We start from the raw sequence: 14341 nt of genomic DNA, 5'->3' as shown, positions 1-14341 counted from the left end.
CACGGGGTGGCCGCGAGCGACGAAGGGTGCGCAGAGTCCGGTGCGCTCATCCGGGGGGGGCGATGAGCGACGCAATCGCCGGGGTGCGATGCCTGCTGGCCGAGCACAACGATCCACCGGCCCGACGCGCCGTCCGCCGGACGGCACCGGCCGGTCATCCAACAGAGGGAGTGCGATGAGAGACCCCCTGGCCCTGCTCAGCGCGACAGTTGTGCTGGCAGCGGCCGTGTTGACCAGTGGCGCCGCGCAGGCGGCGCCCGATTCGGCCGCGGCGCCAGCCGCCGTGGGAGCCGTCGCGCCGCCGCACACCGAACCGCGAGTCGCCGCCCCGCCGGTCCCGCAACCGACGCCGTTCAAGGAGGCGCCGCTCAGCACCGCCACCGGCAGGACGGCCGCCCCGCCCGACTTCGGCCCCGGGGAACGCGTGCTCTCGGCGTACCACCGGGGGAAGCTCTCCCGCGACGACGCGGTGCGGTACGGCCTGGGCGCGGTGCGCTCGCCCCGGTCGGTGCCGGCGCACCTTCGACCGACCGGGGCCATCCGCGACCCGCAGCGATATCTGACATACCTGTCGATGTTGGCGGCGAGCGCCGATCCGGAGGCGGCGCGGACGATCGCGCCAGATGTCGCGGTGCCTGCCGGCGCCGCCACGGCCGCCGGCTACGACGACTGCGCCGCCGAACCGTACGACTACCTCGGGGTCACCTATCGCTGCCGGGCGTCGGCCGGCGAGTTCCTCGTCCTCTACAACATCGCCGGTGGAGGCAGGCCGGGCATCCCGGCGGACGCCAACCCGAACGGCCGGGCGAAGGCGGTGCAGCATCTGCTGAACGCGCTCTCGATCGCCGTCGACGAGTATCGCGAGATGGGCTACCCGCTGCCCGTGCGGGACGGCAAGCCCTGGGTGCTGGTCTACGGCGTCGACGAGATTCCGATCGTCGGCGGGGTCGGCCTGCCGATCGACGCGCCGTTCGTCCTGCCGTTCGGCTTGAACCAGCAGGCGACCATGCTGGTGCCCAACGGGCAGGACGACTGGGACTACCTGCCGCGGCATGAGCTGTTCCACGTCATGCAGTACCAGTACTGGGACCGGTCCGACGTCGGCCTGGACTACCTGGCCCTCTTCGTGGGTGGCAAGGAGTTCGGCTCGATGAACTGGTGGATGGAGGCCACCGCGGAGTGGGCGACCCACCAGACCTACGTCCGGGCGCCGTACGTGCCCATCCCCGGCGAGGAGAAGCTGTACGCCCGCAACGTCTACGACGTGCTCAGCAAGCCCGGGGCGGCACTCAACTCCTGGGGCGGGCTGGGCGGCGGTCCGCAGTATGGCGCGTTCCTGCTGCCGACCTACCTCACCGAGCAGGTCGACGCCTCCTTCGTGCGACGCACGTGGGAGAGCATCCGGGACCACGACCATCTGCCGATCGAGGCGATCCGGCACACCGCTGAGGGCTACGGCCTGAACTTCGCGGACATGCTCCTCAACTACCACATCGCCAACTACCGGCTGGCCAAGGCGAACGCCGCGCCCGCCCCGACCGTGGACGCCTGGCGCATCTACGGCTACTCCGACTCCGACGCGAGCCTGTGGCGCAGCAACCTCACCGGCGCGAGCGGGACGAGCGACGACGCCCTCGGGGGCGCCAGACCGGCCCGTAAGAGTCACTCGACGCCCGCCGGCGCCCAGGCGGAGTACCAGGACATCCTGCGTAAGGGCGGTGCTGTCTACCACGACTTCCGCGCGGTCAGGAACTCCGGCGACGCGAGCTGCGGATACTGCTCGACACTGATGGTGGACACCACCAGGGACGCCGACCGCAGATCTGCCGTCGTCGTCTGGTCGCCGACGGGAAGCACCGGCACGCTGGCGAAGTACCCGAGCATCCACACCGTGCGCCATCCCGACGCGGGTGGACTGATCACGGTGCCGGACTTCGCGTACCCCATGGTGGCCACTCTGGTGACCACCTGGACCGAACTGGACATCCACTCCGCCGACGCGGACAGCAGCCCGAAGACGTTCACCACGAATGTGGAGAGCGTGCTGCCACTCACGGCCCGCTCGTGCGCGCTGCGCCCGCTCTCGGTGCACAGCGTCGAGACCACGGTCGAGCCGGAGGGCGCGTTCAACAGATACGCCGCCAGCACGCCGGACGGCTGGACCGGCGGCGACTCCACGTACTCGGTGAAGCTGCCCGACGGCCGGATCGTCTGGTTGTTCTCCGACACCTGGATGGGCCCGCTCAACAGCGACGGCACCCGCCCGGTGAGCGCCCCCCTGGTCAACAACACCTTCGTCGTGCAGAACGGCGGCAGCCTCACCACCTACCAGGGCGGCACCGCCGGGGCGCCTCGGGCGTTGATGCCGCCGTCCGGACCCGGAAAGTGGTACTGGGTCGGTGACGGCCACCTCTCGGGCGGACAACTTCAAGTCGTGTACCAGGAGTACGAGCGGTTCGGCTCCGGCGCCTGGGACTGGCGGTTCAACCGCAACGTCGTCGCCAACTTCGCCCTGTCCAACCTGCGGACCCCGGTCAGCGTCCGGGAGTTGCCCTCTGCCAGCGGGGTCGCCTGGGGCTCGGGGCTGCTGCCGGCCAGCCGCAGCGGCGACGGCTACACCTACGTCTACGGCGTCGACGACTCCCCGATCAACAAGCAGATGCGCATCGCCCGGGTGTACGGCAGCGACCTCGCCAACGGCACCTGGCAGTACCACACGCCGTGGGGCTGGACGCTCCGCGAGCAGAACTCCCGCAACCTGCTGACCGGCATCGCCAACGAGTACAGCGTCACCCCCTGGGGCGGACAGTTCCTCCTCCTCAGCCAGGACAGCACCGAGGCGTTCAGCGGACAGATCAACGCCTGGACGTCCTGCTCACCGTACGGCCCCTTCACCCAGAAGACCCCGGTCTACCGCATGCCGGAACCCGGCCCCTACGGCAGCTACTGGAACCCCAACGTCATCTCCTACAACGCCCACGTGCACCCCGCGCTCAGCTCCGGTGACACCTTCATCGCCTCCTACAACGTCAACAGCATGGACACCCGCGTCTCCCCGGAAGCGGACCACTACCGCGATCCGGGCATCTACCGCCCCCGCTTCTTCCGGTTCGTCCTCGGATAACCACTGCGGTTCCGCCGGGCGTAGGACACGCCCGGCGGAGCCATCGGGCATCACCGGTACCGGTGTGTGCCTCCAAGAGCGCGACCGCGACGTGGGGTCAGCGACTTCGACGACCTGCGGGCCCCACGTCGCGGCGTGCCTGGGGCCGCCGATGCCGGGCGTGCCGGACCCCGGCCACCCGTACCTGCTCATCGCCGGCGACCTGGCGTGCGCCGACACCGCCGGTCTCGAACCAGGCCTGGTCACCGCCGAGGGCGGGCCGACCAGCCACACCGCGATCCCGGCCCGGACCCTCGGCATCCCGGCCGTGGTCGGCTGTGTCACGTGCGGCTGGCGACGCCGAACAGGTAGCGCAGCTCGTCCAGCATGACGACCAGCACGCCGACGGCCAGCGCGGCGGTGCCGGCCAGGACCGCCTCGCCGGGGCGTACGGCACCGGCCGGCGCGAGCGCGCCGGCGACGGCACAGGCGACGAGGAACGCGTTGCGCCACACGTGGTGCCGGCCCAGGGGCGCGGCGGTGCGGCCGAAGCAGCGGCAGGTGCCGCCGCCGCGCCGCAGGTTCGCGACGATGGCGGCGGTGAAGGCGAGCAGCAGGGCGCCCGAGGCGAGGAATCCGGCCAGCGGGAACACCGCCAGCAGGACCACGGCGGTGAACTCGGCGGCGACCACGGCCGCGGCGAGCGGGCCGGCGGGCCGGAAGCCCATGTCGCGCACGGAGCGCGTGAACTCGCGGTAGGCGTCGCGGCCGGAGACCTTCCCGACCGCCGCCGCCAGCAGGACCGTGCCGAGCAGCACCCGGCACCCGATCTCGACGTACATCTGTCATCGCCTCCCTCTGACCACGCCGAGGACCGCCTCGGGTGGCACCGCGCCGAAATGCCGCGAGTCCTGGCTGTGGGTGTTGTCGCCCCGTACCGTCACGGCGCCGTCCGGTTCGACCCGGTGCACCCGCTTGACCATCCACGTCAGGTCGGAGGCGGGGACGACGTCGCGGGCCCGGAAGACGACGAGGTCACCGACGGCGGGCGCCCGGCCGACGCGGACGATGAGCCGGTCGCCGTCCCGCAGCGTCGGCGCCATGCTCTGCCCGCTCACCACCACGAGGCGCCAGCGGCGGCGCAGCCAGCCGGTCATGTCGCCGCCAGCTGGTAGCCGTCCGCCTGGAGGCGGAAGAGCCGGGCGTACTCACCGCCGGCCGCCATCAGCTCGTCGTGCGTGCCCGACTCGACGACGCGCCCGGCGTCCAGCACGACGATGCGCCGAGCGTCGCGCAGGGTGCTGAGCCGGTGGGAGATCAGCAGCCCGGTGCGGCCGTGGCGGATCCGGGTCAGCGAGGCGTGCACGCGGGTCTCGGCGTCCGCGTCGAGCCCGGAGCTGGGCTCGTCCAGGATGAGCAGGTCGGCGTCGGCGCGCATCAGGGACCGGGCGAGCGCGACCCGCTGCCACTGCCCGCCGGAGAGCGTCACGCCGGGCTCGCCGTCCTGGCCGGCGAAGGTGCGGCTGAGCAGCGTGGCGTACCCGTGGGGGAGGGCGCGGAGGCGGTCGTGGATCTCGGCGTGCGCGGCGGCCTCGGCGACCTGCTCGGTCGTGTGCGGCAGCCGGCCGATGCCGACGTTCTCCTCGGCGGTGAGGTCGTAGCACATGAAATCCTGGAACACCGCGCCCATCCGCCGGCGCACCGTCTCGATCCGCAGCTCGCGCAGGTCCACCCCGTCCCACGTGATCCGGCCGCGGTCCGGGTCGTAGAACCGGCAGAGCAGCTTGACCAGGGTGCTCTTGCCGGCCCCGTTGAGTCCGACGAGCCCGACGGCCTGCCCGGCGGTGATCGTGAGGTCGACGCCCCGCAGGACCCAGGGGCCGTCCTCGTCGTAGCGGAACCATACGTCCTCGAACCTGATCGCGGTGCGCAGCGGCGGCGCCGGCAGGGTTCCGTCGACCAGGTCGGTGGGGCTGTCGAGGACGGCGACGTAGTGCCGGAACAGCCGCATGGCGGCACCGGCCTCGCCGAGCTGGGCGGCGATGCCGGCCAGGCCGCTGTGCGCCGCGGTGAACGCGGCCAGCAGGAGGGTGAGGTCGCCGAGGCTGAGCCGGCCACGGACCGTGGCGTTCACCGCGAACACCGTCGCGGTGAGGGTCACCGCGGCGCCGGCCAACGCCCAGCACGCCTGCACCGTCGTGGTGTGCCGGGCGGCGGCCAGCTCGATCCCGGCGGCCGAGCGCACCGCGCCGATGAGCCGGTCGTGGAAGAAACGGCCGAGGTGGTAGAGGCGCACCTCCCGGGCGGCGCGCAGGTCGGTCAGCACGGTCTGGAACAGGAACCGGGCCCGGAACAGGCTGGCGCTCTCCTCCACGGCCCGCGCGGTCCGCCGGGACAGTCGCAGTTGGATGAGGAAGTCGGGCACCGCCACGGCGAGCAGGAGCAGACCGGCCGGCGGCCAGAGGGACGTCAGGATCACGGCGAAGCCGCCGATGGTGACGACGTTCTGGGCCACGTCGACCGCGAACATGACGACCACGTACGGCGCCTGGGTGGCGGCCTGCTGGGCCAGCGCCAGCCGGTCGCGCAGGGCCGGCTGCTCGAACGGGCCCAGCCCGACGAAGGTGTTCAGTTTCCGGTACAGCCGCACGTCGGCGGCGATCGTGATCGCGTTCTGCAGGGCCGTGGTGAAGTATCCGGACACCCGGCTGGCGATCGCCGCCAACGCGCCCAGGACGGCGATCGCCACGGCGTACCAGGTGGCGGTCGACGGGTCGGCCGAGCGGCCCCTGCCGACCTCGTCAAACAGCAGCTTGGTGAACCACGCGACGCCGATCGGGGGCGCCGCGCCGATGACGACGAGGGCGACCGTGGCGGCGAGCGCCCTGCGGTCCGCGCAGCCCAGTCGCAGGGCGGCTCGCAGCGTGGCCACGTCTCAGGCCATGACCGGAAGCTGGTGGCTGGAGTTGACGACGACGCCGTCGACGACCGACAGCACGGCGGGGAAGCCCTTGACCCCGAACTCCTTCTCCGCCTGGTCCTCGTTGATGGTCGCCGTGTCGAAGTCGGCCAGGCGGGGCGCCATCTCCACCGTGTCCTCCGGCATGCCGATCATGAACACGAAGGTGTCGTGGCGGTAGCGCCGGGCGTCGACGGTGAGGGTGTCCAGGATGGTCTGGCACGGTGGACAGGTGGGGGTCAGCATGACCACCGTGCGCCGACCGGCGGTCAGGTCGACGTGCGGGAAGCCGGTGACCTCCAGGCCCGGGGCGGGCAGCACCTCGGGGGCGGCCCCGCCGTCGTGGGCGGTGGCGGTCTGCGTCTCCCGGAGCCGCCGGGCGAGGGCCAGGGTCAGGACGAGGTTGAGCACGGCTACCGCGCCGATCACGGCGATGGCGGCGTAGGCGAAACCCGGCATGGGAACTCCTCAACGAGTCAGCGGGGAGTGGGGGCCGCGCCGACGGCGCGGCCCCCGAGGATGAGCCAGGTCAGCAGACGCCGACCTTCTTCGTGTAGCAGATCGGCGACGACGTCGTGACCGAGCACACGCCGGTGCAGGACAGGGTGCTCCGCCGGTAGTAGCGGAAGTACGAACCGCCCGAGCAGTAGCCGTTGGACACCGCGCAGCACGACTGGCCGTGCTCCGGCACGCAGGCGCCGGCCACCTCGCGGCCGAGCACCTTGCTGAGCATCGCGTCGCCGACGCGGTTGATGAGCTTGGTCATGGCAGACCTCCTTGGTGGGTGACTGCCATCACTGTGCTGGGTGCCGCTGCGCGCGCCCTGCGCTCCTACTGCGCGCCGGCTGCGCTCCGCCAACGCGTCAGCGATTCGCGCAGGTCGTCGACGTACGCGGAGTCGAAGTGCTCGAAGATGTGCAGCGCCTCCTCGCCCAGCGCGACGGCCCGGTCGTGCCTGCCGAGGGTGGCCTGCGCCCGCGCGAGCAGGTGCAGCGAGTTCGCCAGCGGGAACGGCTGCCCGACGCCGCGCAGCATCGCCACCGAACTCTCCAGTTCCACCACCGCCCGGTCCGCGTCGCCCTCCTCGAGGTGCGCCTTGCCGAGCAGCCGCCGGGAGATCGCTTCGCCCCACTCGTGACGCAGCTCGTGGAACGCCAGCACCGTACGCCGCAGCAGCCGCCGTGCCGCCTCGCCGTCGCCGGCCGCGAGGTGCGTCGCGGCCAGCGCCTGCTCGGCCGTGGTCACGCTCATCCGGTCGCCGAGCCGGCGCGCGGCGGCCACCGCCTGCCGAAGCTGCTCCACGGCTGGCGGCCACTGCTCGGCGTGCCGGTGCAGCAGCCCGATGGTCTCCCGCGCGAGCGCCTCGCCCCACACGTCGCCGTCGTCGACGAAGACCCGCAGGGCCGCAGCGCAGGCGTCCAAGGCGAACGGGGAGGTGAGCCGGTACTGCCCGTGCTGCATGCCGAGGGCCAGCAGCACGTGCCCGCCGACGCGGCCGACCGGCCAGTGCGCGGCGCACAGCCGCACCATCACCAGCAGCGCGGCGTCCGCCTCCCGCAACCTGCCGAGGTGGCGGCAGCACAGCGAGTAGCCCTGCAGGGCGACGAGGCGGTGCGCCACCCACCGCCCGCGGCCGGCCCGCTGCGCCGCGCGCAGCAGCGGCACGGCTTCGGCGTGCCGGTTCAGCGACCGGTACGCCGTGCCCAGGTGCAGCCGCAGCGACATCCGGGTCGCCGACGGCAGCTCGGCGTGGCGGTCGAGCACGGCGCGCAGACAGTCGACCAGCTCGGGCAGGTGTTGGCTGCGCATCGTCGCGAAGTTGCCCATCGTGCAGGCCAACCGCCCCGCCAGGTCGACGGCGCCCAGCCGCAGCAGGTCCTGCACCGCCGCGACCAGGTTCTCCCGCTCCGCCTCGAACCAGTCGACGGCCTCCCAGGCGTCGAGCGCCGGCCCCGCGTCGGCCACCGGCAGGGCCCCGCAGGGCAGCGACGCGTCGGCCCGCTCGGCGTACGCGTGCAGCCGTGCGTACCAGGCGACGACCTCGTCGACGGGGACCTCGGTGCGTTCCCGGGCGACGAGCCTGACCAGGTCGTGCATGCGTACCCGGCCGCTGGCGTCGTCGGTCAGCAGGTGGGCCCGGCACAGCTGCTCCAGCAGCGGCTCGGTGGTCTCGTCCCACATGCCGAAGCTGCGCAGCGACGTGCGGCTGAGCACCGCGAGCAGCCGCGCGGCGGGCTGCGGCAACCGCTCGAACCCGACGGTGAAGCTGCTGCGCACGTCGAGCCCGTCGAGGGAGAGTTCGTCGAGGCGCCGTCGCTCGTCGCGCAGCCGCTCGCGTAACCGCGCCACGGTCATCGCCTCCCGCTCGGCCAGCCGCACGCCGGCGATTCGCAACGCCAGCGGCAGGCGACCGCACAGCTCCACGACGTCGGCGGCGGCCCCGGCCTCCCGGTCGATTCGCTCGCCGCCGGCGAGCCCGGCCAGCAGGTCCAGGCCGTCGTCGATCGGCAGCACGTCGACCGGGACGACCTCGGCGCCCGCCAGCCCCGGCAGCGCTCCCGTGCTCGTGACGACAGCGCTGCCGCCGGGCGGCAGCAGCGGACGCACCTGCGCCGCGTCCGCCGCGCTGTCCAACATCACCAGCAAGGTCTGGTCGGCGAGCACGGAGCGGTACAGCGCCGCGCGCTCCTCGGCCGCCGCCGGGATGGCCTCGCCGGCCACGCCGAGGGCGCGCAGGAACGCGCCGAGCACCGTGCCGGGCCGCGCCGGATCCGGGGTGTTGCCGCGCAGGTCCGCGTAGAGGCACCCCCCGGGGAAGCGGTGCCGGCTCTCGTGGGCCGCGCGCAGCGCCAGCGTGGTCTTGCCCGTTCCCGCCAGCCCGGTCACGACGATCACCTGGGCGACCCCGGCGACCGTCGGGGTGCGCCCCAGCAACGACAGCAGCAGCCCCAGCTCCTTGTCCCGCCCGACGAAGTCACCGGTGACTCCGGGAAGCTGGTTGGGGCGCACCCACCCCCGCGGGGACGTCTCCTGCTCGCTGCCGAGGATCTCCCGGTGCAGTTGCCGCAGCTCCGGCCCCGGGTCGATGCCGTGCTCCTCCGCCAGCACCCGGACCCCGGCCCGGTACACGGCGAGCGCCTCCGCCTGTCGGCCGCTGCGGTGCAGGGCCACCATCAGCTGGCCACGCAGCCGCTCCCGCAGGGGTCGGTCGCGGACCAGCGTGGTCAGCTCCGGCACGAGTTCCCGGTGCAGACCGAGCGAGAGCAGTGCCTCGGCGCGCAGCTCTGTCGCGTGCTCGCGCAGCTCACGAAGCCGATCGCGCTCGTACTCGACGAGCCGCGACCCGACGTCGACGAACGCGTCGTCGCGCCAGCGCGCCAGCGCCCGGTCGAGCAGTTCCACGGCGCGGCGGGCATCGGCGGTGGCCGCGGCGGCCGCTACCTCGGCGGCGAACTCCGCCGAGTCGACGACCGCCACGGGGTTCAGCTGGTAGCCGGGCGAGCGGGTGAGGATCAGCTCCGGCTTCGCGCCGCGGCGGACCGAGGCGACGACCGCCTGGACCCGGTTGCGCGCCCCCGTGGGCGGATCGTACGGCCAGAGCCCGTCGATCAGGCGGTCGACGGAGACGATGCGTCCGTGGTGGGCCGCCAGGCTCGCGACGAGTGCCCGCTCCAGCGGGGCGAGCGACACGGCCACACCGTCGATGCTCACCTCGATCCGACCGAGGATGCCGATCCGATACCCACGCACGGCGCAAAACTAGCGCGGTCTGCGCCCTTCGTGACCGCACGTCCGGAACGTTCCCGGCGCGGAAAGCGCTGGTCACGACGATCCGGCCCGAAGATCGTGACCAGAGCCACTGTCTGCCCGGTCGCGGGGTGGCCGGTCCGACGCGGACACCGCGACGCCGGTGGCCTGCCCGAGCCCTGGTGACCTGCGCGTGTCCGACCTTGGCGGGGCCGCCGTCGATTTGCGCGGCACCAGTGAGCTACTACTCCTTGCTAGTAGTTGCCCTATGATGGCGACCGCGTCAGGTCGGAGCGATGGGCGCCGGGTCCATGTCTTCTCGACGGAGGGTTCAGCAGTGCCTTTCTCGCGGCATGCCCAGGTGGCCTGACGGTGTCCGCCGCATCGACGAGGTCTTCCCGGCGCAGGTTGCCGATGCGTGGCGTGGCACGGTGGGTGCTGCTGGTATGGCTGGCGTGGTGTCCAGCCCTGTTCGTGGTGCTCGGGTTCGCCTCGCCGGCCGCCGCGCACTTCAAGCTGGTCAAGGCCGTGCCGGCCGACGGCGCGCGGGTGAGTGGCGCTGTCGGAGAGGTCCGGCTGACGTTCAGCGCGCCCGGCACGCCCACCGGGGCCGGTTTCCGGCTTTCCCGCGACGGCGAGGCCGTTGCGGTGACCAGTCACACCCCGGACGGGGGTCGTACGTGGCTGGTGCACCCGGCCGCCCCGTTGACCGGCGGGGAGTTCGCGCTGCGGTGGAGTGTCGCCGCCCCTGATGCTCACCCGCTGACCGGCGACGTGGCGTTCACTGTGGTTCCGTCGGCTGCGGCACCCGGGGCGACGGCCACGCCCCGGCCCACCGCCGGTCCGCCCGGGCATGCCGGTCACGGTGTGCCAGGACTGCCGTCGGCGTCGCCGTCGGCCCATGCCGGCGGGCACGCGGTGGGTCATACCGCTGACGCCGAACAGGGGGCGGTGCGGTTCGTCGGCGTGGCGGGCCGGTGGCTGTCCTACGGGGCGATCCTGCTCGGTGTCGGTGGTCTGGTCTTCGCGTTGACCACGCTGGTGGGAACGCGCCGCGACATCCAGCTGGTCCAGGTCTGGGTGCGGGCGGCCGGGCTGACGGTGGCAGCCGGCGCGGTGCTCGAACTCGCGGCGCTGGCGGCGGTGTTCAGTGCCGATGGTGGTCTCGCCTCGGCGGCCGGCACACAGGCGTTGACCGCGCTCAGTCGTACACCGGTGGCCGCCGGCCTGGGTCTGCGGCTCGCCGGCGCGGCCGGGTTGCTCGTGGCCGGGTCCTTGGAGCCGGCGCTGATCCGGGGCCGGCACGCGGTCGGTCGGCACGCCGCAGCGACCGTCGCCGGTATCCCGACCGACCCTCAACCCCTGGTCGTGCCCACCGTCGGCGAAGCGCACGACGACGACGCGCACCGGGTCCGGGCGCGCGCGGTCCGGCCTGTGCTTCTGGGTGTCACCGTGGCGCTGCTGGTGGGTTCGTTCCTGCTCGACGGGCACACCGTCACCGCGCGACCGCGGATGATCGTCGTGGCGGCGGACGTCGCGCACACTCTCGCCGCAGCCGTGTGGGTCGGTGGGGTCCTGCTCCTGGCCGCGCTGCTGCTGGGGCGTGCACGTCTCGGTGCGCCGACCGGGGCCGCCGAGATGGCGGTGCGGTTCTCCGTGCCGGCCACGGCGGCGGTGACGTTGACCGGAGTCGCCGGCGTCGCGTTGACCGTGGCGATCCTGGACCGGCCGGGTCACCTGGTGAGCACCAGTTGGGGGCGGGTGCTGCTGGTCAAGGTCGCGTTGGTGGCGGTCGTCGCCGTCATCGGGCTCTACAACAGCAGGCGGGTGGTACCCCGGTTGGACGATCCCGTGCCGGGCGGCACGCGTCGCCTGCGTCGCACGGTGCTGGTCGAGGCGGTGCTGATGGTCGCTGTCCTGCTGGTCACCGCGATCCTGGTCAACGCCGGCACGTAGGCAACGCCCACCGGACGCACGGCCGCGTGTCGCGGACGGGGTCGCGGGGGTTACAGGCAGAACAGGATGCCGGCGGCCACGCCGACGACCAGGGGTGCGGCCAGGGTGGCCGAGGCGAGCGCGGCGCGGGCGAGCACGTTGCGGCGGTCCGGCCGGTACCCCTGAAGGCGTTGGAGTCGGATGGCCACCTCGGCGCCGGCCATCGACAGCGCCGACGGTGGGTGCGGCGCGCCGGCGAAGGTCAGCAGCGCGTCGCGTACGGCGCTCGGGCCGCACTCGCGGACCGCGGCGGCATCGGCGCGCAGTTCGACGAGCAGGCGTACGGCCGAGGGCGCCTGCCGGGTCAGTGGCAGCCACGGTACGGCCGCCGCGAGCCCCTCCACTGCGCCGACGAGGAGGTGGTGGCGCTCGCGCAGGTGGGCGCGTTCGTGGCTGAGCACCGCGGCGAGCTGCTCTGCCGGCAGGTCACCGGCGGCGCTGGCCAGGACCGTGAGTCCGCGGGATCCGCCGATGCTGTACGCCATCGGGGTCGGGTGTGGAATCCACAGCACCGCCTCACCGGACGCAGGCGGCCCGCCGGCGAGCGTGAGCAGGTCGGCGTGGGCGCGACGGGCGCGGTGGGCGCGGTAGGCCCGCTGGGTGCAGGTCATGGTGAAGCGGGCGAGCACGGTCAGCAGGAGCAGGGCCCCTACCGCCCCGACGACCTCGTCGACGGCGGCCGGCCGGCTGGGTTGGGCCCAGTGCCAGCAGACGCGAGCGAGGTCGTGCAGTGCCCACTGCCGGGTGCTGCCCGGGGCGAGGAGCATCACGGTGGCCAGGAGAAAGGTGGCGATCATCGCGACGAGCAGGCCGAGCCAGCCGAGCAGCATCGCGACGGGATCGGCGACATGCCGGAAGCACCACCGCAGCGCGGCGGGACCCCACCAGGCCACGGCCGCGGCGCCGGTGACGAGGGCGAGCGCGAGGCTCACGCCTCGGACTTCCGCTCGTCGAGGACCCGCCGCAGGATGTGCAGCTCGTGGTCGGAGGCGGACCGGGCGAAGTGCATGAGCACCAGGTCGGGATGACTGCTCGTCTCGATGACCCGACGCAGGGTGCGCGCGGTGATCTCCTCGCGGGTGCCGGCGGCGCGATAGCGGTAGGCCTTGCCGTCCTTCTCGCGAACGGCCCAGCCCTTACGGTGCAGATTGTCCAGCACGGTGAGGACGGTCGTGTACGCCAGCGCCCGCTCGGTGGTCACCGCGTCGAGGACGTCGCGCACGAGCACCGGATCAGAGGCACGCCACAGCACGTCCATGACGGCCGATTCGAGTTTGCCCAGTTCCGCCACGTGCCCTCCTTCGTGTCGCTCAGGGTACGCGAGGCGACGCGGCGGAGTCACCGCGCGGCGGTGCGGCCGGTTCCGACGCCAAGGCCGAAACCGGCCGCACCACGCCGGCTACAGGCGGTCGAGGATCTTCTGCAGGGTCTGCACCTCGGCGGCCTGATCCGAGGCGATCTTGGCGGCCAGCGCCTTGGCCTCGGGGTTGCTCCCGTCGGCCTGCTCGGTCCGGGCCATGTCGATGGCGCCCTTGTGGTGGGCGATCATCATCTCGGCGAACATCTTGTCGAACGCGGGGCCCTTCGCCGCGGCGAGGTCCGTCATCTGCTGCTCGGACATCATGCCGGGCATCCCCGCGTCCATCCCCGGCATGCCGTGCCCGGGCGTGGCGCTCATGCCGGGCATGCTGTGGTCGCTGGGCAGGTCCGTGGGCTTGCCCCAGGCCGTGAGCCACCCCTTCATGGTGGCGATCTCCGGATCCTGCGCCGCCTTGATCTTTGCGGCCAGGTCCTTCAGTTCGCTGTCGCTCGCGCGCGTCGGGGCCAGGTCGGCCATGGCGACGGCCTGCTGGTGGTGCGGGATCATCATCTGGGCGAACATCACGTCCGCGTCGTTGGCGGTGGCGGTGGCCGAGGACGAGGCGCTCGGCGTGGCACTGCCGGCGTCGTGCGTCATGCCGCCGGCGTCGTCCGCGCCGCCGCAGGCGGCGACGGTGAGCAGGGCGGACAGGGCGACGCCCGCGAGGGCGGCGCGACGCAGGATGGTTGGCGTCATCTGGTACGTGGTCCTTGTCGTGAGGTGGGTCGGAACAGGGCCGTCGGTTCGGGCGAGGCGCCGGACCGGGGTCTGCTCACGTGCGCAGGACCGTGACGGCTCGCAGTCGCAGCCCGATGGGCCGGCGGGGTGGACCTCGATCCGGGCTGATCACCCGCCGGCGGTGGCCGGTCGGCGTGCGTGCGCCGCGATGGCGGGACCGCAGCAGGGACAGGACGCCGAGGATCAGTGCGCCGCCCAGCACCGCCAGGCACACGGTGAACGCGTGCTCCCCGCCCCGGTGTCCGGGCGAGCCGTCGGGTCCGTGTTCGGCGGCGGGCGCGGCGGCGCTCCGGTGGGCGGTGCTCGCGTGGGCGGCTCCGGGTTCGCCCGGGTGGCCGAGGGTGTGCATGCCGAACACGCCGAGCGTCACGGCGACGAGAAGCGCCAGCCGCAGCGGCGCGCGCGCCGGTGGACGCCCCACCCTCACGTGTCGCATCCC

At 73.1% G+C, this 14341-nt stretch carries 13 protein-coding genes; 3 read left to right on the top strand and 10 right to left on the bottom strand.

The window, feature by feature from the left end:
- Nucleotides 1–175: 175 nt before the first annotated feature.
- The gene (locus tag FB454_RS03030) at nucleotides 176–3124 is read left to right on the top strand and encodes a glycoside hydrolase family 183 protein (RefSeq protein ID WP_145822445.1); all 2949 of its coding nucleotides are present in this window, start codon (nucleotides 176–178) and stop codon (nucleotides 3122–3124) included.
- 151 nt (nucleotides 3125–3275) lie between these two features.
- The gene (locus FB454_RS03025) at nucleotides 3276–3494 is read left to right on the top strand and encodes a PEP-utilizing enzyme (RefSeq protein ID WP_083791333.1); all 219 of its coding nucleotides are present in this window, start codon (nucleotides 3276–3278) and stop codon (nucleotides 3492–3494) included.
- On the opposite strand, the gene FB454_RS03020 is transcribed toward FB454_RS03025, so the two are convergent.
- The 6 genes from FB454_RS03020 to FB454_RS02995 form a co-directional block, all read right to left on the bottom strand.
- A complete protein-coding gene (locus FB454_RS03020; RefSeq protein ID WP_041799049.1) occupies nucleotides 3445–3945 on the bottom strand; it encodes a MauE/DoxX family redox-associated membrane protein in 501 nt (166 codons plus the stop codon). The two genes, FB454_RS03025 and FB454_RS03020, sit on opposite strands and share 50 nt — an antisense overlap.
- Before the next feature lie 3 nt (nucleotides 3946–3948).
- Entirely contained in the window at nucleotides 3949–4260 is a 312-nt protein-coding gene (locus FB454_RS03015) for a S24/S26 family peptidase (protein ID WP_013287125.1), read from the bottom strand.
- Nucleotides 4257–6035, bottom strand: coding sequence for an ABC transporter ATP-binding protein (locus FB454_RS03010; protein WP_013287124.1), 1779 nt, complete (start codon nucleotides 6033–6035; stop codon nucleotides 4257–4259). The genes FB454_RS03015 and FB454_RS03010 overlap by 4 nt, the downstream gene beginning before the upstream one ends.
- 3 nt (nucleotides 6036–6038) lie before the next feature.
- Entirely contained in the window at nucleotides 6039–6521 is a 483-nt protein-coding gene (locus FB454_RS03005; RefSeq protein ID WP_145822444.1) for a hypothetical protein, read from the bottom strand.
- A 70-nt stretch (nucleotides 6522–6591) separates the two neighbouring features.
- Nucleotides 6592–6828 (bottom strand): hypothetical protein, encoded by a 237-nt coding sequence (locus tag FB454_RS03000; RefSeq protein ID WP_013287122.1) that lies wholly within the window; start codon nucleotides 6826–6828, stop codon nucleotides 6592–6594.
- A 65-nt stretch (nucleotides 6829–6893) separates the two neighbouring features.
- Nucleotides 6894–9812, bottom strand: coding sequence for an AfsR/SARP family transcriptional regulator (locus tag FB454_RS02995; RefSeq protein ID WP_145822443.1), 2919 nt, complete (start codon nucleotides 9810–9812; stop codon nucleotides 6894–6896).
- Nucleotides 9813–10223: 411 nt separating this feature from the next.
- Here FB454_RS02995 and FB454_RS02990 point away from each other — a divergent pair, with 411 nt between their 5' ends.
- The gene (locus FB454_RS02990; protein ID WP_030268119.1) at nucleotides 10224–11765 is read left to right on the top strand and encodes a copper resistance CopC/CopD family protein; all 1542 of its coding nucleotides are present in this window, start codon (nucleotides 10224–10226) and stop codon (nucleotides 11763–11765) included.
- Between the two features lie 50 nt (nucleotides 11766–11815).
- Here the strand turns inward: FB454_RS02990 and FB454_RS02985 are convergent, their stop codons facing one another.
- The 4 genes from FB454_RS02985 to FB454_RS02970 all read right to left on the bottom strand — a co-directional run bounded on the left by FB454_RS02985 (nucleotide 11816) and on the right by FB454_RS02970 (nucleotide 14338).
- Nucleotides 11816–12736, bottom strand: a complete 921-nt coding sequence (locus FB454_RS02985; protein ID WP_013476241.1) for a M56 family metallopeptidase — start codon at nucleotides 12734–12736, stop codon at nucleotides 11816–11818.
- Nucleotides 12733–13095 carry a BlaI/MecI/CopY family transcriptional regulator gene (locus tag FB454_RS02980; protein WP_013287118.1) on the bottom strand — a complete coding sequence of 121 codons (363 nt, stop codon included), beginning with the start codon at nucleotides 13093–13095 and terminating at the stop codon, nucleotides 12733–12735. Before FB454_RS02980 ends, FB454_RS02985 begins: the two co-directional genes overlap by 4 nt.
- A 108-nt stretch (nucleotides 13096–13203) precedes the next feature.
- On the bottom strand, nucleotides 13204–13860 hold the full coding sequence (locus FB454_RS02975) for a DUF305 domain-containing protein (RefSeq protein WP_030268123.1): 657 nt from the start codon (nucleotides 13858–13860) through the stop codon (nucleotides 13204–13206).
- A 76-nt stretch (nucleotides 13861–13936) separates the two neighbouring features.
- Nucleotides 13937–14338, bottom strand: a complete 402-nt coding sequence (locus FB454_RS02970) for a DUF6153 family protein (RefSeq protein WP_030268124.1) — start codon at nucleotides 14336–14338, stop codon at nucleotides 13937–13939.
- Nucleotides 14339–14341 lie beyond the last annotated feature (3 nt).

The sequence above is a fragment of the Micromonospora sp. CNZ297 genome, assembly GCF_007827625.1.
The sequence above is the reverse complement of the archived record's forward strand: the minus strand, read 5'-3'. Positions and strand labels throughout refer to the sequence as shown.